Genomic DNA, 20,158 nt, shown 5'->3' on the forward strand with positions numbered 1-20,158 from the left:
GTGCGGGTGATCAGCCGGCGCGCCCATAGTAATCGGCGCGCCGGGCCAGATCGATCAGTTCGACGACCGAAGCGACATTCAACTTTTCCAGAATGCGCGCCCGATGGTGATCGACGGTGCGCGGGCTGATATCCAGATGCCTGCCGATCTCCTTGCTGGAAATCTCGCCCGGATTGGCAAGGATGTGATCGACGATCTCGCTTTCACGGGGTGTCAGGCGTTCGAACCGACCCTGCAATTCTATCTGGGCCTGCGCATTGGTCCGGTTCAGGGCAGCCACATCCAATGCGGCGCGAACGCGCTCCATCAGGTCGGACTGCTTGAACGGCTTTTCCAGAAAGTCCAGCGCACCACCTTTCATCGCCTGAACGGATTCAGGAATGCCGCCATGCCCGGTGATGAAAATCGTCGGCAGATTGTGACCGTTGCGATTCAGGTGATCTTGCAGTTCCAGCCCTGACATGCCGGGCATGCCATAATCCAGGATCAGGCAGCCGCCCGAAAAATGCGTTTCGTAATCGTCCAGGAAATCCCTGGCCGATCCGAACGTTTCCACCATATAGCCGCGCATGATCAAAGCCCGCGCCAAAGAGGTTCTGACAGCAGGGTCATCGTCAACGACGAAGACGGTAGAGCTTTTATCAATCTTGGACATGGCGGGGTGCCCATACAGGGAATTCAGGTCGAGCAGTAAAGTGCATATCGTGCAGTCAACAAGATGTCATTTAACGAAAAAGTGCATTGGCGGGTTCATGGTCAAGCCTTTGTAGTCAATGTTGCGCCACCGTCACCGATTGGAATGGTAAAGTGAAAGCGAGCGCCGTCACGATAGGAACGGTCCAGCCACATCGTGCCGCCATTCGCGTCGATCATCGAACGGCAAATGGACAGTCCCAGTCCCATGCCGGATTTCTTGGTCGTTTCGAATTGGGCAAACAGGTTGATTTCGGTGCTGACCCCGGGGCCGGTATCCTCGATCTGAACCTCGACAAGCTTCCCGATCTGCATGGCTCTGACGGTGATCTTGCGATGGTGCGCATCGGCCTCGGAGATTGCCTCGATCGCGTTTCGCAGCAGGTTGACCAGAACTTGCGCAATCTGGATGCGGTTCGCGCGGACCTTGGGCAGGTCATCTGGCAGCTGCGACAGGATTGCGACATCGGCCTCGGTCGCTTCGGCCTGGACAAGACGGTTCGCCTGTTCAAGCAGTTCGGCAAGGTTGAATTCGGAGATGTGAATTTCATCCTTGCTGATAAAGCCCCTTAGCGCGCGAATGATTTCCCCGGCGCGCAGGGATTGTTCCTCGATCTCACCCAGGATTTCACGCAGCTCGGGTGCGCTGTTGCCAGCGTTGTCAACGATCAGCAGGCCGGAATCAGCATTCTGTGCGATCGCCGAAAGCGGTTGGTTCAGCTCATGCGCCAGACCGGCCGCCATTTGCCCCATCGTATTGCCGCGCGCCAGATGGGACAGGTCGCGGTTCAGCCGGGCGATTTCGTTTTCCTGTGCCTTGATCGCGGTGATATCGTCCAGTGTCACGACCGCATGCAGGGGATTGCCGTCCTGATCCCGGATAAGGATCGCGTTCACGGCAAGATGCAGGATCGAGCCATCCTTGCGTAGAACGCGGGTATCATGTTTGACCGAGAACGTGTCCTCTGACAATTCGGCCAGCGGGGTCATCGTCGTCTTGTCCTGCGGCGCGATCAGATCCTTGTAGCACATCGACAGAAGCTCATCGGCGTTGTAGCCGCTGATTTCGCAAAGTTTCGAGTTCACCTTGAGGAACCTACCCGACTGGGGCGAGATCTGTGCCATCGCCCGTGAGGACAGATTGAAGGTCTGGCCGTATTCGCGTTCGGCTTTCTTGCGGGCCACGATCTGCTGGACAAGGGTTTCGTTGGCCTGCGACAGCTCTCGATAGGTGCGGGGCAGGGGTTCGGAAGGGTCGGCCTCGCCCTGCGAGACCAGCGCGGATCTGACCGCAAATGCCCGAACCGGCCGATAGATGTATTTGGCCAGCCACAAGCCCGCCAGCCCCGTAATGATCGCGACAAGCGCCGCGATCCAGATATTGTCGGCGCGGTTGCGTTTGATCTCGCCGATGAAATCATCCTGGGGTGCATAGACGGCAATGGTCCAAGGCATCTGTTCGCTGACGACGGGCAGGACATTGGCGATATAGTCATGCCCGTCATACCCAAACTGGTGGAACACCTCCTGTTTGACGGGGAAGCCGGTGCTTTTTGCCAGATCGGCAAAGGCCGCGCGTGCGATCGGATCATCAAAGGCCTCGATATTGACGAAGCGCAGCGTTCCTTCGCCGTCTCGCACCTTGATCAGCGACTGGTCGGGATGGGCGATGACATCGCCATTGCGGTTGATGATCAGTGCCCGCCCGTTCTGGCCGATATTCAGGCGTGACAGGAATTGCGAGATATTGCTGATCTCGATATCGACGCCGACCACACCCCTGATGCCCTTGGGTCCGTCGCGCACGGGTGCGGCAAGGGTGATGCCCGGTTCCTGCGAGGAAAAGAAGATGTACGGATCTGTCCAGATCGTTGTCAGCTTTTCCTTGGCGCGCGAATACCAGGGGCGATCGCGGGGATCGAATTTGTCCTCGGGATCCAGCCGATCCTCGACCCGGCTGAAATCGACGTCACGCCACACGAACTCGACCTTGCGCTGACCATCGGGAAAGGTGATCAGCTTGGAACGATAGGGCGCTGGGCCGTCACTGCGCATGACATAGACGAATGTTCCGTCCTCACCGCCGAAATACAGGCCTGAAAACTGCGGTGTGATCTGCAATTGCTGAAACAGGAACAACTCCAGTTGCCGGGTGTCCTCGCTGGCAACGACCTTGTGCTGGGCCAGTCGTGCAGCCAGTTCCGCCGCGCCACGGGCGGGGTCCAGAAAGCCCTTGGAATGTTCTGCGGTATTTGTGCCGACATCGCTCAGCAAACTGCGCGCATGTTCAAGAAGTGCGCGTTCCGATGTGACATATGATGAGAAAACCACCGCCAGAACGGCCAGGAACTGTAACCCGGCCAGGCCGAATGCCAACAGGGCGGAAAGCGATAATCTCATGTTTGAACTGTCCAACTCGTATCGACTGTAAGATGGCGTGAAACCCTGACCCGAAGCAAGGTGTGAACCCGCCAAGTCACGCAGCGACACCGCCCGGAAATGGCCGACCTCATTGCGATTGTGACAAAACCGCCGCATGTTGCGCCCGAGAATCAAATGGCAGCTACGGCGCCTTTGCAAACATGGTCATGCCCGTCCGTATACGGGCACAAGTCGGAGCGTCCCGCCATGCAAGTGATCCAGAGCCTCAGAGAGATCGTCGGGCCGCGATATGTCCTGACTGATGAGGATTGCGCCCGCTGGGCAAGTGACTGGACGGGCGGGTATCAGGGCCAGCCGATGGCTGTTCTGCGGCCGGGCGATCGTGATGAGGTCTCGGCGATCCTGCGGCTGGCCTCGCAGCATCGGTTGCCGGTCGTGCCGGTGTCGGGCAATACCGGGTTGGTCGGTGGGGCGCTGGCAGCCGAGTCGCTCGTTCTTTCGCTGGACCGCATGAACCGGATTCGCTCGATCAGCCCCGATGCGCGGGTTGCCATTGTCGAGGCCGGCGTCGTGGTGGCGGCACTGGATGACGCCGCGGGCGCGCATGGGCTGACCTTCCCCCTGGCATTCGGGGCCGCGGGTTCAGCCATGATCGGCGGCGTTCTGTCGACCAATGCGGGCGGGGCCAATGTGCTGCATTATGGCAATACGCGTGATCTGTGCCTGGGCCTCGAAGTGGTGCTGGCCGATGGGCGCGTGCTTGATCTGATGTCGGCGCTGCACAAAAACAATTCCGGGTTCGACCTGCGCAACCTGATGATCGGCGCCGAAGGCCAGCTTGGTATCATCACCGCGGCGGTGCTGAAGCTGCATCCCCGCCCGACCCAACATGCGACCGCGATGGTCGCGATGCCTGCGCTGGACGACGCGCCCGATCTGCTGAATGCGCTGCAAGATGCATCAGGCGGTGCGGTCGTTGCCTATGAATTCATGCCGCGAAGCTTTGTCGAAGGGCATCTGGCGCTGATCCCGAATGCGCGTGAACCCTTTGAGGCGGCGCATCCGGTGAACCTGCTGGTCGAACTGGCCGCAACCCGGACCGGGCCCTTGACCGAGGTTCTGGAACAGGTGCTTGCCGCATGGCTTGAGGCCGGCAAGATCGTGGATGCCGTCCTTGCCCAGAACGAAACACAGCGCCGCGAGATGTGGGCAAGGCGAGAGGCCGCCGCCGAGATTGCGTTTCACCGCAAGCCCTTCATCGACACGGACATTGCCGTGCCGTTGAACCGTGTCGCCGACTATTTACGTGAAATCGAACCGCGGTTGCGCGACCTTGATCCCGATTGCGCCATGTTGTCGGTGGCGCATCTGGGCGATGGCAATATCCATTATACCTGTTTTCCAAGCCGCGATGATGCGGGGCTGAAATCGGCCATGCGCGACCAGATCGACCGGTTGGCGATCGAGATGGGGGGCACATTTTCGGCCGAACACGGGGTCGGGCGTTCAAAACTGGCGCCGATGGCCCGGTTCAAGGACCCGGTGGCGCTGGATGTGATGCGATCGTTGAAATCCACCCTGGACCCGTTGGGTATCCTGAATCCGGGCAAGACGCTTCCTGCCCCTGATTGATCCCGGGGGCGCGGATCGGTTCAGATACTGGACAGCAGAATGCTGGTTTCGCTGTTCAGCACCCCGTCGACCATGCGCACATCGCGCAACACGCGGTCAAACTGTGCCAGATCATCGACAATGATCTCGGCGACCAGATCCCATTTCCCGCTGGTCGTATGCATCACCGCCAGTTCGGGAAGCCCGCGCAGTTTGCGGATCACGTGGGATGTGTTGCGCCCGACCACCTCGATCATCATGACCGCCCGGATGCGGCTGCTGTCATAATCTTCGCGCACGCGCGCCGTGAAACCCAGCAATGCACCCGAAGCCAGCAGGCGATCCAGCCGCGTCTGCACGGTGCCGCGCGAAACCCCCATGATCTCCGCCAGTTTTGAAACCGGGGCACGCCCGTCCTTGCGCAACAGGCTGATCAACAGCCGGTCATGATCGTCAAAGACAGGTTTGCTGCTGTTCCGAGACATGATCCGCCATGCATTTGTTGGGGTTGCTGCCTGCAATTTGTATCATCTAATGCCATATATCCAGCAAATTTGATATTTATTGTGCAATTTGCTGCGCCGATAATCTTGCCAAACGGATAACCAAGAGGTGTGTCATGGCTGCTGCCCCATCTGAACTGGCCTATGTGCCCTTTGTTAGCGTCGAGAACATGATGCGGCTGGTGCATCGCATCGGTATCGAGACCATGCTGACGGGCATCGCGGATTATATCGAGGAAGATTTCCGGCGCTGGGAATCCTTTGACAAGACACCCCGTGTTGCCTCGCATTCCGCCGAGGGCGTGATCGAGCTGATGCCGACATCCGATGGCGATGTGTATGGCTTCAAATATGTCAACGGTCATCCAAAGAACACGAAATCCGGATTGCAGACGGTCACGGCGTTCGGATTGCTGGCCAATGTGCATACCGGATACCCGGTGCTTTTGTCCGAGATGACCCTGTTGACGGCGTTGCGGACTGCCGCGACATCGGCATTGGTGGCGCGCTACCTGGCGCCCCGAGGGTCGGATACGATGGCGATGATCGGAAATGGTGCGCAGTCGGAATTTCAGGCCCTTGCCATGCGCGCATTATGTGGCGTGACGCGGCTGCGTCTCTATGACATCGACCGCAAGGCGACCGACAAACTGGTTGCAAACCTGTCAGGCCTTGGCTTTGATCTGACGGCCTGTTCCAGCGCGGAAGACGCGATCGAGGGCGCTCAGATCATCACGACATGCACGGCCGACAAGCAATATGCCACGATCCTGACGGACAATATGGTTGGCGCGGGAATCCACATCAACGCCATTGGTGGCGATTGTCCGGGCAAGACCGAGCTGCACCGCGACATCCTGCTGCGTTCGGATGTGTTTGTCGAATACCCGCCACAGACCCGCATCGAAGGTGAGATCCAGCAGATGCCAGAGGATTTCCCGGTCACCGAAATGTGGCAGGTGATAACCGGTGCGGCCAAGGGGCGGCGCGATGCGCGCCAGGTTACGCTGTTTGACGGCGTGGGCTTCGCGACCGAGGATTTTTCGGCCCTGCGTTTCGTGCGCGACAAGCTGGAATCGACCGGGTTGTGCCAGCAGCTTGATCTGCTGGCTGATCCCGATGATCCACGCGACCTGTTTGGCATGTTGCAGCGCGCCAAGGGTAACACCGCATGAGCCGCCCATCTGTTCAGGCACCTTCGGCTGTCATCATGGTTCGGCCGCATCATTTCACGGTCAACACCCAGACGGCGGCGGATAACAGCTTTCAGAAGATGCAATCCGCCGGCGGTGATCTGGCAGGCCGCGCCTATCGCGAACACAGCGCCGCCGTCCAGCGCCTGCAAGAGGCGGGTGTGACGGTCCATGTCTTTGAGGGCACTGACCCCGAAACGCCGGATTGCGTGTTTCCCAACAACTGGTTTTCGACCCATGCCGGCGGGCATGTCGCGATCTTTCCGATGAAGGCCCCGAATCGGCGCCTGGAACGCCGTCAGGATGTGATCGAAATGCTCAAGACTCGGTACCGGGTGCAGGATGTCATCGATTATTCTGGGTTGGAACCGGATGGTCTGTTCCTCGAGGGGACAGGGGCGATGGTTCTGGATCATATCGACCGGGTGGCTTATGCCGCCCAATCGGATCGTACCAACCCCGTCGCGCTGGAACGGTTCTGCACACATTTCAACTTTGAGCCGATGGTTTTTCCGGCAGCCGACAGCGCGGGCGCGCCCGTTTATCACACCAATGTCCTGATGTGTGTCGGCACGGATTTCGTCATGATCGGCGATGCGATGATCACCGATACATCGCGCCGGGCCGAGATCCTGTCGCGGTTGCGTCAATCAGGTCGAGAGATCGTTTCCCTGACCGAAGACCAGATCGCGCGCTTTGCCGGCAATGCGATTGAATTGCAGGGGCGCGACGGGCCGGTTCTGGCGCTGTCGCAGACGGCATTTGACGCGCTGCGCGAGGCTCAGATCGAACAGCTGCGCAGCAGCGCGACCTTGTTGCCGCTGGATATTCCGACGATCGAGATGGCGGGCGGTTCGGTGCGTTGCACCATTGCCGGGATCCACCTGTCCGCCCGGTGACGGGCGGACAGGCGGGGCCTTGCGGGCAGGAGGGCCTTGTGGGGATGGGCTAGCGGATCATCCCCAACCCGCCGGCTGAAATGGCGGCCATGTTCAGGATGTCGTTCACCGTCGAGGTGGTCGAGCAGATCTGAATCGATTGGGGCGCGCCGGTCAGGATCGGACCGATCACCGTTGCCCCCGCCATCTCCTGCATCAGTTTCACCGAAATCGACGCCGAGTGGCGTGCCGGGACAACCAGCACATTCGCGGGCGCAGTCAATCGGCTGAAAGGGTAGCGCGAGGCGGATTCCGCGTTCAGTGCGACATCCACGGTCATCTCGCCTTCATATTCAAAATCGACGCCGCGCTGATCCAGCACATTCGGGGCCTGCGCCATCTTGATTGCCCGTTCGCTGACCGGGTAGCCAAAATTCGAGAATGACAGAAACGCCACACGCGGTTCGAGGCCAAGCCCTCGTGCCACCGCGGCGCCGCGCGTGGCGATGTCGGCCAGATCTTCGGCATCGGGCCATTCATGCACCAGCGTGTCGCCAATCAACACGATCCGGCCCTTGTGAAGAACACCGGTAATGCCGACAGCCCCATCCTGAGGGCGCAGGTCGAAGACATGACCGATCTGCGCCAGAACCGGCGCGTTCTTTCGCGTGGCGCCCGTCACCAGCCCATCGCCATGCCCATGCGCCAGCATCAGTGCCCCGAAGACATGGCGATCACGATTCGCCAGCTTTTGTGCATCTTCGCGATCAAACCCCTTGCGTTGCAGCCGGCCATACAGGAACTGGTGATAGGCATCGAGATGGCGCGAATTGCCCGCATTCACGACCGTGATTTCCCGTGCGGCATCGGCCAGCCCTTCGGCAGCCAGCTTGTCCTTGACGTCATTCTCGCGTCCGACCACCAGCGCCTGCCCCATGCCGCGACGTTGCCATGCGACGGCGGCGCGCAGAACGCGCGGATCGTCGCCTTCGGCAAAGATCATCCGGGCCTGCTTTTGCCTCGCACGGGCATGGATGCCCTGCAGGATCGTTGCGGTCGGGTCCATGCGGGCGCGCAGGGTCTGGACATAGCCGTCCATGTCGATGATCGGACGGCGCGCGACACCTGTATCCATGCCTGCCTGCGCCACTGCGGGCGGCACGACATGGATCAGGCGCGGGTCGAAAGGTGTCGGGATGATGTAATCGCGCCCGAATTGCAGCTTGCGGCCATAGGCGACGGCCACCTCGTCGGGGACATCCTCGCGGGCCAGTTCGGCAAGGGCCTGCGCGCAGGCGATCTTCATTTCATCGTTGATGGCGCGGGCGTGAATGTCCAGCGCGCCCCGGAACAGATAGGGGAAGCCCAGAACGTTGTTTACCTGATTGGGATAGTCGCTGCGTCCGGTCGCGACGATGGCATCGGGGCGGACGGCATGGGCATCCTCGGGGGTGATTTCGGGGTCCGGATTCGCCATGGCGAAGATCACCGGGTTTTCGGCCATGGATTGCACCATGTCCTGCGTGACCGCACCCTTGGCGCTGACACCCAGGAACACGTCCGCGCCTTTCATGGCCTCTTCCAGGTTGCGGGCGTCGGTGACGATCGCATGGGCCGATTTCCACTGGTTCATGCCCTCGGTGCGGCCCTGATAGATCACGCCCTTGGTGTCGCACATGATGCAGTTTTCATGCCGCGCGCCCATGGATTTCAGCAACTCCAGACAGGCGATCCCCGCCGCGCCCGCGCCGTTCAGCACGATGCGCACATCCTCGATCTTCTTGCCCGACAGTTCCAGCGCATTGATCAGGCCGGCGGCGCAGATCACGGCGGTGCCATGCTGGTCGTCGTGAAAGACCGGAATGTCCATCAGTTCCTTCAGGCGCTGCTCGATGATGAAACATTCGGGCGCCTTGATGTCTTCCAGATTGATGCCGCCGAAGGTCGGGCCCATCAGGCGCACGGCATTGATGAACTCTTCCGCGTCCTCGGTATCCAGTTCGATATCGATGGCATTCACATCGGCAAAGCGCTTGAACAGCACGGCTTTGCCTTCCATCACCGGCTTTGAGGCCAGCGCACCCAGATTGCCCATGCCAAGGATGGCCGTCCCGTTCGAGATCACCGCGACCATGTTGCCCTTGGTGGTATAGTCATAGGCCGTTTCGGGCTGATCCGCGATGGCCTGCACAGGCACTGCCACGCCGGGGCTGTAGGCCAGCGACAGGTCGCGCTGGGTGGTCATCGGGGTCGAGGCAACGATATCGTATTTTCCGGGGCGCGGGTCCATGTGATAGGCCAGCGCCTCTTGGGGGGTGATGCGGGCGCGATGGGTCTTGTCTGCCATATGTTCCTCCGGACGGGCGTTGAGACCTGATTAACGTGGTTCGTTAACTGCCTCAATGTCGAAGGCGTGAGCGGTCGCGCAAGGAACTGATTGCGCCCTGATCCGGTTGGGTTCACGCAACCCGAACCGACGGAGGAAGACATGGCAGAACGCCTCGGATCCAAGGACGGAACGCGAGATACGGACCTGATTCTGGGAAAAGACCCTGAATCGGCCGGGCCTCAATCGACACCGGCTCAGGGCGGCAGTACCGGGGGATCATTGGCCCGTGCGATCGGCAGCGAAGATGAGCTGAAGCACGCCGAAGGGCGCCAGACCGGCACAACGCGCGTCCACAAGGCTGATGAGCCCAAGCCCGGCACCTCGAATCTGGGCAAGGAGAACCGGTGATGGCGGCGGGAACATTGGGGCATGAAACATGGGTGCTGATCGCCGATGGCGAAAAGGCGCTGTTTCTGGTGAATGAAGGCGACGCGGAATATCCGGTCCTGCGGGTTCGACACCTGGAAAAACAGGAAAACCCACCGGATCGCGCCCAGTCGGCCAATCGGCCCGGCAGGCAGCAGCAATCTGTTGGTGCGGCGCGGTCCGCCTATGACGATACGGATTGGCACGAACTGGCGAAAGAGCGTTTCGCCGATCATCTGGCCGAGCTTTTGTATCAATGGGCACATCGCAACGAATTCGCCCGGATCGTCCTTGTCGCGGCACCCGGAATCCTGGCCGAGCTTCGCTCAAAGATGCACAAAGAGGTCGGCGATCGGGTCGTGCAAGAGATTCCAAAGACCCTGACCAATCACCCTGTGGATGAAATCGAAAAGCTGCTTCGCGCGAAACTCGCATCCTGATTTCGCCAGGCTTGCCGAAACGGCCCGATTTTCGTGTGTGGCCGCACATTCATGTGATGCCCGCCGGCCAATCCGGCGGGTTTCGCCGGTTCTTGCGCAAATTCAACATATTGGCCGGATTTCCGGCTGATCCGACGTTTCGCGGAGATGCGCGGGCGTGGCGCGGGGGGCGCAACTCGGGGAAAAAAACCTCACCCTGCGCTTGGACTTGCGGCCCAAATCTGCCAAATCCATGGCTGCACAACATAAGAACCGTGGCCATGTCATCTCAAACTGCTACTGATCCCAGCATCAGCCAAGAAACGCTGACCCATTTGCAGCGCCTGGAGGCAGAGAGCATTCATATCATGCGGGAAGTCGTCGCGAATGCCGACAATCCCGTGATGCTCTATTCCGTGGGCAAAGATTCGGCCTGCATGCTGCATCTGGCCAAGAAGGCCTTTTACCCGGCGCCGCCGCCCTTCCCGCTGTTGCATGTGGACACCACCTGGAAATTCCAGGCGATGTATGAACTGCGCGATCGTGCCGCCGAAGAGGCCGGGATGAAGCTGCTGGTTCATCACAATCCCGAGGCGATGGAAAAGGGCATCAACCCCTTTGACCACGGCAGCCTGCATACCGACATGTGGAAGACCGACGGTCTGAAACAGGCCCTGACGAAATACAATTTCGACGTGGCTTTTGGCGGTGCCCGCCGCGACGAGGAGAAATCCCGCGCCAAGGAACGCATCTTCTCGTTCCGCTCGGCCAATCACCGCTGGGACCCCAAGAACCAGCGCCCGGAATTGTGGCGTCAGTATAACACCCGCAAATCCAAGGGTGAATCGATCCGCGTCTTCCCGCTGTCGAACTGGACCGAGCTGGACATCTGGCAGTATATCCATCTGGAAGGCATCGAGATCGTGCCGCTGTATTTCTCGCAACCGCGCCCGGTCGTGGAACGTGACGGTTTGCTGATCATGGTCGATGACGACCGTTTTCCGCTGCGCGAGGGCGAGACCCCCGAAATGCGCAGCGTCCGGTTCCGCACGCTTGGCTGCTATCCGCTGACCGGCGCGGTGGAATCCGAGGCAAGCACCCTGCCCGAGGTCATTCAGGAAATGCTGCTGACCACCACGTCAGAACGTCAGGGCCGTGCGATCGACCACGATCAGTCCGCCTCGATGGAGAAGAAGAAGCAAGAGGGGTATTTCTGATGAGCAAGGACATGAAGGACCCCGTCTACGTCACCGATCAGCTGATCGCGGATGATATCGATGCCTATCTGCTGAAGCATCAGCACAAGACCATGCTGCGCTTCATCACCTGCGGTTCGGTCGATGATGGCAAATCGACGCTGATCGGGCGTTTGCTGTATGACAGCAAGATGATCTTCGAGGATCAGCTTGCCAGCCTTGAAAACGACTCGAAGAATGTCGGCACACAGGGGCAGGACATCGATTTCGCGCTGCTGGTCGACGGTCTTGCCGCCGAGCGCGAGCAGGGCATCACCATCGATGTCGCCTATCGGTTCTTCGCGACCGACAAGCGCAAGTTCATCGTGGCCGATACGCCGGGTCACGAACAATACACCCGCAACATGGTCACCGGCGCCTCGACCGCCGATCTGGCCGTGATCCTGATCGATGCGCGTCAGGGCGTGCTGACCCAGACGCGTCGCCACAGCTATCTGGTGAATCTTCTGGGCATCAAGAACGTGGTGCTGGCGGTCAACAAGATGGACCTGGTCGATTACTCGGCCGAGCGGTTCTACGAGATCGTTTCGGACTATTCGCATTTCGCCAAACAGATCGGGATGGACAGCTTCCTGCCGATCCCGATTTCGGGCCTGAAGGGCGACAATATCGTCAGCCACAGCGAGAATATGCCGTGGTATCAGGGGCCATCCCTGCTGGCCCATCTGGAAGAGGCGCCGATCAGCGACACCGCGATGCAGGACCATCCGTTCCGCATGGCCGTGCAATGGGTCAACCGACCCAATCTGGATTTCCGCGGCTTTGCCGGCCAGATCGGTGCGGGCACCGTGCGCCCCGGCGATGCGATCCGTGTCCTGCCCTCGGGCAAAACCACCAGGGTCAAATCGATCGTCACCTTCGACGGCAATCTGGATCAAGCCGTGGCCGGTCAGTCGATCACCCTGACTTTCGAGGATGAGATCGACTGTTCGCGCGGCGATGTCATCGTGCAGTCCGATCAGCCCTGCGAGGTCGCCGACCAGTTTGAATCGACCCTTGTCTGGATGGCCGAAGAGGCCATGCTGCCGGGGCGGCCCTATATCCTGAAGATCGGGACGCAATCCGTCACCGCCACCGTGACCGAGCCGAAATACGAGGTGAACGTCAACACGATGGAACATATGGCATCCAAGACGCTGGGTCTGAATGCCATCGGCGTCGTCAATATCTCGACCGATCGCGCGATCCCGTTCGAAGCTTATGCCGAGAACTCCGATCTGGGCGGCTTCATCCTGATCGACCGGATGACCAACGCGACCGTCGCCGCCGGCATGATCCATTTCGCCCTGCGTCGCAGCCAGAACATCCACTGGCAGGCCGTCGATGTGGACCGCGATGCCCATGCCAGCCTGAAGAACCAGAAGCCCGCCGTAGTCTGGTTCACCGGCCTGTCGGGTTCGGGCAAATCGACCATCGCCAATATCGTCGAGAAGAAACTGCACGCCCTTGGCAAGCACACCTTCCTTCTGGACGGCGACAATGTCCGTCACGGCCTGAACCGCGATCTGGGCTTTACCGATGCCGACCGGGTGGAAAACATCCGCCGCGTGGGCGAGGTTGCGCGCCTGATGACCGATGCCGGCCTGATCGTGCTGACGGCCTTTATCTCGCCATTCCGGTCGGAACGCCGGATGGTGCGGGACCTGATGGCCGAGGGCGAGTTCATCGAGATCTATGTCGACACCCCGCTTGAGGTTGCCGAACAGCGCGATGTGAAGGGGCTCTACAAAAAGGCCCGCTCGGGGCAGCTGAAGAACTTCACCGGGATCGACAGCCCCTATGAAGCGCCGGAAACGGCCGAGCTGATCGTGAACACGGTCGAGTTGTCGGCCGAGGACGCGGCCGAAAAGGTGGTTCAATACCTGCTGAATTCGTCGCGCAACTAAGGCGCTGGCACCAGCACATGATCAGCGCATGCCGACTATGTTCGGCATGCGCTTTTTTTTGGCGATATCAGGGGAAAATCGCGTCGATCGCGTGGCCTTGCTTACCTGATCGTAACCTTTTCGCCCTAGATCTGGGCTTCGATGGATTCAGGCAAGGGTTATCTATGCAGTTCGACGTCACCGATACCGATTCGGCGCTGATCATTTTGGTCGGCGAAAGCCGGATCGACGCCGCGATCGCGACAAGTTTCAAGGACAAGCTGCGCGAGGTGATACTGCGCCATCGCAAGCCCGTGGAAATGCGGATGTCATCCGTCGATTTCATGGATAGCTCTGGCTTGGGTGCCATGATTGCATTGCGCAAGGCGATGCCGCAGGATCTGGGTATGTCCTTGATCGGAATGACGCCGAATGTCGAACGGGTGTTTCGCCTGACACGGATGGATTCCGTGTTCGACATTCGCGCCGCCGCCACTGACGAGGAGCAGAAAGAATGACACCTGTTGGACGGCAGAATGCCGGGCTGACCGGCGCAGTGACTGCGCAGGCCAGACCAATGTTTCACCGCGTGCTGCCAGCCAGCCCCGAGTCGGTCAGAAATACCCTGTCAGACATCAGAAAACGGTTCCGCACCAATGTCGACGAGGATGCGATGGGGCGGTTGGAGCTGGTACTGGCCGAAGTCATGAACAATGTCACCGAACATGCAGCCGCCGTTCCGGAAGGCGAGGTGATGGACCATCTGCCATCCATCCACCTGAGCGTGGTGATGCATGACAGTGGCCTGTCATGCGCTATTTCCGATGATGGTGTGCTGCTGCCGGATGAATGCATCAAACCGCGCGGCCTGCCGGTCATGGACGATGCCGATTTGCCCGAAGGCGGCTTCGGTTGGTATCTGATTCAGGATCTGACCCAAGCCCTGTGCTACTATCGCGAAGGTCAGCGCAACTTCCTGGCGTTCAGCATCCCGTTTGCAGATGTGGCGCATGAGGTCGGTGCCTGAGCGGCATCCTTCAGTTCAGATGGCCGACCAGCGGATAACGGCCCTCCTCGAAGTCGCCGAACATATCCATAACATCGGGATGTTCCAGCGGCTCGCCCGATGCGTCGGGAACAAGGTTCTGCTCTGACACATAGGCAACGTAATAGGTCGCCTCGGTTTCCGCATAGAGGTGATAGAACGGTTGGTTCTTTTCGGGCCGCACATCTTCGGGAATGGATTCATACCATTCTTCGGTATTGGCAAATTCGGGGTCCACGTCAAAGATCACGCCTCGAAACGGACGATTTCGATGGCGAACCACTTGACCCAAACTGTATTTCGCAACGCGGCTATGTGTTTGCATATGCGACCACCCCAATTCTTTGGCCCCGATATACGCGGAACTGTCGGGCGTTCTACCTGCGAACGCCAGTTTTGTCCACCAGAGCAAGAAAATTTGCGCCCTGTGCAAATCGTTCGCCTGCTGTTTCAGCCTGCCTATTTCCCGGTTTCTGCGGGCAGGTCAGGCAAGGGCACGGTCGTGATCGCCATCTTCGCCGAGCCTTCCGTGATCTCGTTCGAATGCGCCAGATAGATCAGGACGCGGTTTTCTTCATCAAGAACCCGTTTTACGCGAAGGGACTTGAAGATCAGCGACCGGCTTTCGCGAAATACGTCTTCCCCTCCGGGGTCACGGGATATGCCGTCAATGTTGATGGGGCCGGTTTGCGCGCATTCTATAGCGCTGTTTGAAGGATCCTCGAACCAGTTTCCCTTGCTCAACCTGTCGATGACCGATCTCTCGAAATAGGCCAAATGGCAGGTGACGCCGCCGACCTCGCTGTCTTGAACGGCTTCGATCACGATATCGTTGCCCACCCAATCCACTCCGATCTCGCCAACCGTTTGGGCGAAAGCAGCAAAGGGAACAAAGCCGAGGCAGTACAGAAATTTGCGCATCTCAGTGGCTGGTGGGTGTCAGGGGCAGGCGTCCGCTATCCTCAACAAGATGCACTGCGCCGCGTTCGATCGCAACTGCGCAAAGCGGGCGCCCATAGGCAGCGCCACCGTCAATATTCAGGCGATTGCCGTAATGCGTTGCAGTGTCGATGGCGGTATGGCCGTGAACGACCAGCGGACCGAAATCCGTTTCGCTTTCCAGAAAGCCTTTGCGGATCCAGACCAGATCGTCTTCGCTCTGATCGCACAAATCGACCCCGGGCCGGATTCCGGCGTGAACCACCAGCGCCAGTGGATGCAGATACCATAGCGGCAGGTTGGCCAGAAATTCCACATGGGTCGGCGGCACGGCCCTGCGGGTTTCGTTCAGAAGTGCGGAACGAGGAATGTCGGGGTCGACACCATAGGATTTCAAGGTTGCGGCTGCACCCAGACCGGCATGCTCGACCCAATGCTGCCCCGAGCTCAGGCCGGGATCGATCCAGTCGGGGTCGGTCACGAACTTGGGCAGAAAACGGTCATGATTGCCGCGCGTAACAATCCACGGCTGCCCATCCGCCTGTCCGTTCATCAAATATTCGATCACGCCGCGGGAATCCGGACCGCGATCAATCAGGTCGCCAACATGGGCAATCACGGAATTCCTGCCACCGTCTCGCCAAATCCGCTGATGCGCGGCCTTCAGCAGATCCAGCTGGCCGTGAACATCACCAATCGCGTAAAGCCGCATGTTTCATTCTCTTTCTGCAGTCGCCGCCCTGCAATGCCGCGCGCCACCAACGTATGATGGCGCGCGACAGATGCTTACATTTCGAATTGCAGCCTGCGGGCCTGAATGAACTTGCCGGTGTTTTGCAGGGCAGCCAGGGCATCATCGCTAATGGCTTCGTCCAGATACAAGATGGCGATCGCGTCTTCGCCCGTTGCCGAACGACCAAGCGTAAAGTTCGCGATGTTCACGCCCAGATCGCCAAGCGTCGCGCCAAGCGCGCCGATCACCCCGGGAACGTCCTTGTTGCGGGTGTACAGCATATGTTCGCCGATCTCCGCATCGACATTGATCCCACGGATCTGGATGAAGCGCGGCTTGCCGTCGCTGAACACGGTCCCACCGATCGAGCGCTCGCGCTTTTCGGTAACGACGGTCAGCTTGATATAGCCCTCGTACACGCCCCCCTTGTCCTGGGTGGTCGTGGCAACCTGAACCCCGCGTTCCTTGGCCATCACCGGGGCGGACACCATGTTCACGTCCGGGTTGGTCGCCTTCATCACCCCGGCAATCACCGATGCATTCAGCGCATTGAGGTTCATCTGCGACGCCACACCGTCATACAGAACATTGATTGCCTTGATCGGTTCATCCGTCATCTGCCCGACAAACGCACCCAGGTATCCTGCCAGCTGGATCCAGGGCCCCATCACGGCTGCTTCCTCGGCCGTGACCGAAGGCATGTTCAGCGCATTCTGCACCGCGCCGGTCAACAGGTAATCGGACATCTGTTCGGCCACCTGCAAAGCCACATTTTCCTGCGCCTCGGTGGTCGAGGCGCCCAGATGGGGCGTCACAACCACATTGGGCAGGTTGAACAACGGGCTTTCCGTCGCCGGTTCGACCGCGAAAACATCAAAGGCAGCACCCGCCACGCGCCCTTCTTTCAGGGCCTCGGCCAGGGCTTCCTCATCCACAAGCCCGCCGCGCGCACAGTTGATGATGCGGACACCCTTCTTCAGTTTCGCGATGTTCTCACGCGACAGGATGTTGCGCGTCTTGTCCGTCAGCGGCACGTGAAAGGTAATGAAGTCCGATTTGGCCAGAAGATCGTCCAACTCCACCTTGGTGACGCCCATTTCCTTGGCACGCTCTTCGGACAGGAACGGATCGAATGCCAGAACCTTCATATGCAGACCCAGCGCACGATCGATGACGATGCTGCCGATATTTCCCGCGCCGATGACACCAAGCGTCTTGTTGAACAGCTCGACCCCCATGAAGCGGCTCTTTTCCCATTTCCCGGCATGGGTGCTGGTGCTGGCTTCGGGCAATTGCCGCGCAACCGCGAACATCATCGCAATCGCGTGCTCCGCAGTGGTGATCGAGTTTCCGAACGGCGTGTTCATCACGATCACGCCTTTCTTCGATGCTGCCGGGATCTCGACATTGTCGACACCGATACCAGCGCGACCGACCACTTTCAGTCGGTCCGCCTTTTCCAGCAGCTTTTCGGTCACCTTGGTCGCGGACCGAATTGCCAGCCCGTCATATTGACCAATGACTTCGGCCAGCTTCTCCTTGTCTTTCCCAAGATCGGGCAGATAGTCGACTTCGACTCCGCGATCGCGAAAGATCTGGACGGCGGTTTCCGACAGTTTGTCAGATACAAGTACTTTCGGCATGACGTTATTCCTTGTCTGTGGTGCCCGGGCCATTGCCTCGCGGGAACCTGGCTTTTCTTCTTCGTTGAAATACCCTGGGGGCGCGGGGGCTGGCCCCCGCAGCGTTCAGGGCGAAATTCACTGCGCGGCAAGTTCCGCGCGATAGGCGAATTCGATCCATGGCATCAGCGCGGCGACATCGCTGGTTTCGACCGTTGATCCACACCAGATCCGCAGCCCGGCGGGTGCGTCGCGATAGGCGCCCGCATCCAGCGCCACGCCTTCCTTTTCCAGCCGTTTGGCAACCGCCTTGGCAAAGCTGGCCCCGTCCTTGATGGCAGGATCGGTGAATTTCAGGCAGACGCTGGTGGTCGAGGCCGTCGCGGGGTCTTCGGCCAGATCCGCGATCCAGTCCTTGTCTGCGATAAAGTCACGCACCGCCTTGGCATTGGCGTCGGCCCGGGCGATCAACCCTTTCAGGCCGCCGATCTTCTGCGCCCAGTTCAAGGCGGCCAGATAATCTTCCACGGCCAGCATTGACGGCGTGTTGATCGTCTCGCCGCGGAAAATGCCCTCGTTCAGCTTCCCGCCCTTGGTCATGCGGAAAATCTTGGGCAGCGGACGGTCGGGCGTAAAGGTTTCCAGGCGCTCGACCGCGCGCGGCGACAGGATCAGCATGCCGTGGGCCGCTTCCCCGCCCAGAACCTTTTGCCAGCTGAATGTCACGACATCCAGTTTCTCATAGGGCAGGTCCATCGCAAAGGCGGCGCTGGTGGCATCACAGATGGTCAGCCCTTCGCGGTTGGCGGGAATGGCATCGCCATTGGGCACGCGCACGCCGCTGGTGGTGCCGTTCCAGGTGAACACGACGTCCTTGTCGAAATCGACTTGGTTGAAGTCCACGATCTGGCCGTATTCCGCCTTGCGGACGGTTGCCTCAAGCTTCAGCTGTTTCACCGCATCCGTGACCCAGCCTTCGCCAAAGCTTTCCCATGCCAGCATCTCGACAGGACGTGCGCCCAGCATCGACCACATGGCCATTTCGACAGCACCGGTGTCGGATGCCGGAACGATGCCGATGCGGTAATCGTCCGGAACGCCCAGAACTTCGCGCGTCAATGCGATGGCTTCGCCCAGTTTGGCTTTGCCAACGGCCGCGCGATGCGACCGTCCAAGCGGTGCATCTGCAAGCAGATTCAGGTTGTAATCGGGAAATTTGGCGCATGGGCCAGAAGAGAAACGCGGGTTTGCCGGCCGCGTAGCCGGGGTCTTCAGATCAGTCATATGACTCAGCCTTCCAGCTAAAAGCCCCTCGTTGGGGAGGGGTGTCCCAAGGCGGGGCCTACAGAAACCCAGCAAATAGTGCAACACAAAACGATAGTTGCCGTGCAGGTTCCTGCAGTATGATGCAGAATAATTCCGGAACTTTGCAGGATGATCCACACAAGATCAGTACGGTTTGTTCCGGGGGGGGCTTGCGGTCGAAAACGAAAACCCCGGCGCGCTGGCGGTGCGATCGGGGCAGATTTCGAAGCATGGCTTGAATGAATCGACCATAACCTGAAGTACGAATTCGCAGCAAGGTCGCTTGCCGCATCGGTGCTGGCATGTGATCCAGTTGACCGGGCTCCTCTCTTGGAACCGCTCACTGAAGCTCTGCGCGCCGGCTCTCGGTTCCCTGACTTCGGAAACATCATGGCCGAGGCCAAAGATTGGGCTGCTTGGGCCAGCCGCGCGGAACTGAAGGCCTATCGCGTCGCCTGCTTTGCCCGACTGACGTCGACCGATCAGAACGCTTTCCGAACATGGGCGGATCGGAGACCAGCCACATGAACACTCCTGCGAGCCAAGCCTTTCCCGGCATTCAGGAGGTAGATGAGCTGCTTTTCAGCTGAGGCCGCGTAATTGCGTGGGCGACCGGATGGGAACACGGTTTCGCTCTTTCTATTGAGCCGGCGCTGGATTTGTAGGCGCTTTGCCCCGTAACTTTGAGGCGATGAGACCGACCATGGGGACAAGCAATTACAGCGACGAGTTCAAGCGCGATGCGGTGCATCAGATCACGGTTCGGGGGTATCCGGTGAGGGAGGTGTCCCGGCGGTTGGGCGTCAGCACGCACACTCTGTAAAAGCGGCTGAAGCTGTTCGGAGAACCGGCGCCTGAAGCGCGAACTCGCTCGGGTCACCGAGGAGCGCGATATCCTAAAAAGCAACGGCGTACTTCGCGCGAGGGTCCCAATGAAGCACGCCTTCATCCGGGCGCAC

Annotated in this window: 18 protein-coding genes and 1 pseudogene; 10 read left to right on the forward strand and 9 right to left on the reverse strand. The window is 59.6% G+C overall.

Annotated features, from left to right (window positions below; all coding sequences use genetic code 11):
• Positions 1-10 precede the first annotated feature (10 nt).
• Positions 11-655 carry a response regulator transcription factor gene (locus tag PAF17_RS17875; protein ID WP_271890456.1) on the reverse strand — a complete coding sequence of 215 codons (645 nt, stop codon included), beginning with the start codon at positions 653-655 and terminating at the stop codon, positions 11-13.
• A gap of 101 nt (positions 656-756) precedes the next feature.
• Positions 757-3,093 (reverse strand): sensor histidine kinase, encoded by a 2,337-nt coding sequence (locus tag PAF17_RS17880; protein ID WP_271890457.1) that lies wholly within the window; start codon positions 3,091-3,093, stop codon positions 757-759.
• A gap of 228 nt (positions 3,094-3,321) precedes the next feature.
• On the opposite strand from PAF17_RS17880, the gene PAF17_RS17885 reads away from it, so the two are divergent.
• Entirely contained in the window at positions 3,322-4,707 is a 1,386-nt protein-coding gene (locus tag PAF17_RS17885; RefSeq protein WP_271890458.1) for an FAD-binding oxidoreductase, read from the forward strand.
• Between the two features lie 20 nt (positions 4,708-4,727).
• Here the strand turns inward: PAF17_RS17885 and PAF17_RS17890 are convergent, their stop codons facing one another.
• Positions 4,728-5,171, reverse strand: coding sequence for an Lrp/AsnC family transcriptional regulator (locus PAF17_RS17890; protein ID WP_271890459.1), 444 nt, complete (start codon positions 5,169-5,171; stop codon positions 4,728-4,730).
• A 134-nt stretch (positions 5,172-5,305) separates the two neighbouring features.
• Between PAF17_RS17890 and PAF17_RS17895 the strand changes: the two genes are divergently transcribed.
• On the forward strand, positions 5,306-6,364 hold the full coding sequence (locus tag PAF17_RS17895; protein WP_271890460.1) for an ornithine cyclodeaminase: 1,059 nt from the start codon (positions 5,306-5,308) through the stop codon (positions 6,362-6,364).
• Complete coding sequence (ctlX, locus tag PAF17_RS17900; protein ID WP_271890461.1) at positions 6,361-7,281, forward strand: citrulline utilization hydrolase CtlX; 921 nt, start codon at positions 6,361-6,363, stop codon at positions 7,279-7,281. Before PAF17_RS17895 ends, ctlX begins: the two co-directional genes overlap by 4 nt.
• A 49-nt stretch (positions 7,282-7,330) precedes the next feature.
• Here the strand turns inward: ctlX and PAF17_RS17905 are convergent, their stop codons facing one another.
• The gene (locus tag PAF17_RS17905) at positions 7,331-9,607 is read right to left on the reverse strand and encodes an NADP-dependent malic enzyme (protein WP_271890462.1); all 2,277 of its coding nucleotides are present in this window, start codon (positions 9,605-9,607) and stop codon (positions 7,331-7,333) included.
• A 141-nt stretch (positions 9,608-9,748) separates the two neighbouring features.
• Between PAF17_RS17905 and PAF17_RS17910 the strand changes: the two genes are divergently transcribed.
• The 6 genes from PAF17_RS17910 (at position 9,749) to PAF17_RS17935 (ending at position 14,582) form a co-directional block, all read left to right on the forward strand.
• Positions 9,749-9,997, forward strand: a complete 249-nt coding sequence (locus PAF17_RS17910; protein WP_271890463.1) for a hypothetical protein — start codon at positions 9,749-9,751, stop codon at positions 9,995-9,997.
• On the forward strand, positions 9,997-10,455 hold the full coding sequence (locus PAF17_RS17915; RefSeq protein WP_271890464.1) for a host attachment family protein: 459 nt from the start codon (positions 9,997-9,999) through the stop codon (positions 10,453-10,455). The genes PAF17_RS17910 and PAF17_RS17915 overlap by 1 nt, the downstream gene beginning before the upstream one ends.
• Before the next feature lie 260 nt (positions 10,456-10,715).
• Positions 10,716-11,651 carry a sulfate adenylyltransferase subunit CysD gene (cysD, locus tag PAF17_RS17920; protein ID WP_271890465.1) on the forward strand — a complete coding sequence of 312 codons (936 nt, stop codon included), beginning with the start codon at positions 10,716-10,718 and terminating at the stop codon, positions 11,649-11,651.
• On the forward strand, positions 11,651-13,576 hold the full coding sequence (cysN, locus tag PAF17_RS17925) for a sulfate adenylyltransferase subunit CysN (protein WP_271890466.1): 1,926 nt from the start codon (positions 11,651-11,653) through the stop codon (positions 13,574-13,576). The genes cysD and cysN overlap by 1 nt, the downstream gene beginning before the upstream one ends.
• A gap of 164 nt (positions 13,577-13,740) precedes the next feature.
• A complete protein-coding gene (locus PAF17_RS17930) occupies positions 13,741-14,073 on the forward strand; it encodes an STAS domain-containing protein (RefSeq protein WP_271890467.1) in 333 nt (110 codons plus the stop codon).
• Positions 14,070-14,582 carry an ATP-binding protein gene (locus tag PAF17_RS17935; protein ID WP_271890468.1) on the forward strand — a complete coding sequence of 171 codons (513 nt, stop codon included), beginning with the start codon at positions 14,070-14,072 and terminating at the stop codon, positions 14,580-14,582. The genes PAF17_RS17930 and PAF17_RS17935 overlap by 4 nt, the downstream gene beginning before the upstream one ends.
• 10 nt (positions 14,583-14,592) lie before the next feature.
• Here the strand turns inward: PAF17_RS17935 and hspQ are convergent, their stop codons facing one another.
• The 5 genes from hspQ to PAF17_RS17960 all read right to left on the reverse strand — a co-directional run bounded on the left by hspQ (position 14,593) and on the right by PAF17_RS17960 (position 19,178).
• A complete protein-coding gene (gene hspQ / locus PAF17_RS17940) occupies positions 14,593-14,925 on the reverse strand; it encodes a heat shock protein HspQ (RefSeq protein ID WP_271890469.1) in 333 nt (110 codons plus the stop codon).
• A gap of 134 nt (positions 14,926-15,059) precedes the next feature.
• Positions 15,060-15,521 (reverse strand): CreA family protein, encoded by a 462-nt coding sequence (locus PAF17_RS17945; protein ID WP_271890470.1) that lies wholly within the window; start codon positions 15,519-15,521, stop codon positions 15,060-15,062.
• Position 15,522: 1 nt separating this feature from the next.
• Positions 15,523-16,251, reverse strand: coding sequence for a metallophosphoesterase (locus tag PAF17_RS17950; protein WP_271890471.1), 729 nt, complete (start codon positions 16,249-16,251; stop codon positions 15,523-15,525).
• Between the two features lie 74 nt (positions 16,252-16,325).
• On the reverse strand, positions 16,326-17,915 hold the full coding sequence (serA, locus tag PAF17_RS17955) for a phosphoglycerate dehydrogenase (protein ID WP_271890472.1): 1,590 nt from the start codon (positions 17,913-17,915) through the stop codon (positions 16,326-16,328).
• Between the two features lie 117 nt (positions 17,916-18,032).
• Complete coding sequence (locus tag PAF17_RS17960; RefSeq protein WP_271890473.1) at positions 18,033-19,178, reverse strand: phosphoserine transaminase; 1,146 nt, start codon at positions 19,176-19,178, stop codon at positions 18,033-18,035.
• A gap of 724 nt (positions 19,179-19,902) precedes the next feature.
• Here PAF17_RS17960 and PAF17_RS17965 point away from each other — a divergent pair.
• Positions 19,903-20,158, forward strand: a pseudogene (locus PAF17_RS17965) (transposase); the annotation flags it as partial.

The sequence above is a fragment of the Paracoccus onchidii genome (genome assembly GCF_028294535.1).
GTDB classification, from domain to species: domain Bacteria; phylum Pseudomonadota; class Alphaproteobacteria; order Rhodobacterales; family Rhodobacteraceae; genus Paracoccus; species Paracoccus onchidii.

Coding starts and splice junctions, on each gene's coding strand:
- PAF17_RS17875 (WP_271890456.1), bottom strand. CDS start 655: ATGTCCAAGATTGATAAAAGCTCTACCGTCTTCGTCGTTGACGATGAC.
- PAF17_RS17880 (WP_271890457.1), bottom strand. CDS start 3,093: ATGAGATTATCGCTTTCCGCCCTGTTGGCATTCGGCCTGGCCGGGTTA.
- PAF17_RS17885 (WP_271890458.1), top strand. CDS start 3,322: ATGCAAGTGATCCAGAGCCTCAGAGAGATCGTCGGGCCGCGATATGTC.
- PAF17_RS17890 (WP_271890459.1), bottom strand. CDS start 5,171: ATGTCTCGGAACAGCAGCAAACCTGTCTTTGACGATCATGACCGGCTG.
- PAF17_RS17895 (WP_271890460.1), top strand. CDS start 5,306: ATGGCTGCTGCCCCATCTGAACTGGCCTATGTGCCCTTTGTTAGCGTC.
- ctlX (WP_271890461.1), top strand. CDS start 6,361: ATGAGCCGCCCATCTGTTCAGGCACCTTCGGCTGTCATCATGGTTCGG.
- PAF17_RS17905 (WP_271890462.1), bottom strand. CDS start 9,607: ATGGCAGACAAGACCCATCGCGCCCGCATCACCCCCCAAGAGGCGCTG.
- PAF17_RS17910 (WP_271890463.1), top strand. CDS start 9,749: ATGGCAGAACGCCTCGGATCCAAGGACGGAACGCGAGATACGGACCTG.
- PAF17_RS17915 (WP_271890464.1), top strand. CDS start 9,997: ATGGCGGCGGGAACATTGGGGCATGAAACATGGGTGCTGATCGCCGAT.
- cysD (WP_271890465.1), top strand. CDS start 10,716: ATGTCATCTCAAACTGCTACTGATCCCAGCATCAGCCAAGAAACGCTG.
- cysN (WP_271890466.1), top strand. CDS start 11,651: ATGAGCAAGGACATGAAGGACCCCGTCTACGTCACCGATCAGCTGATC.
- PAF17_RS17930 (WP_271890467.1), top strand. CDS start 13,741: ATGCAGTTCGACGTCACCGATACCGATTCGGCGCTGATCATTTTGGTC.
- PAF17_RS17935 (WP_271890468.1), top strand. CDS start 14,070: ATGACACCTGTTGGACGGCAGAATGCCGGGCTGACCGGCGCAGTGACT.
- hspQ (WP_271890469.1), bottom strand. CDS start 14,925: ATGCAAACACATAGCCGCGTTGCGAAATACAGTTTGGGTCAAGTGGTT.
- PAF17_RS17945 (WP_271890470.1), bottom strand. CDS start 15,521: ATGCGCAAATTTCTGTACTGCCTCGGCTTTGTTCCCTTTGCTGCTTTC.
- PAF17_RS17950 (WP_271890471.1), bottom strand. CDS start 16,251: ATGCGGCTTTACGCGATTGGTGATGTTCACGGCCAGCTGGATCTGCTG.
- serA (WP_271890472.1), bottom strand. CDS start 17,915: ATGCCGAAAGTACTTGTATCTGACAAACTGTCGGAAACCGCCGTCCAG.
- PAF17_RS17960 (WP_271890473.1), bottom strand. CDS start 19,178: ATGACTGATCTGAAGACCCCGGCTACGCGGCCGGCAAACCCGCGTTTC.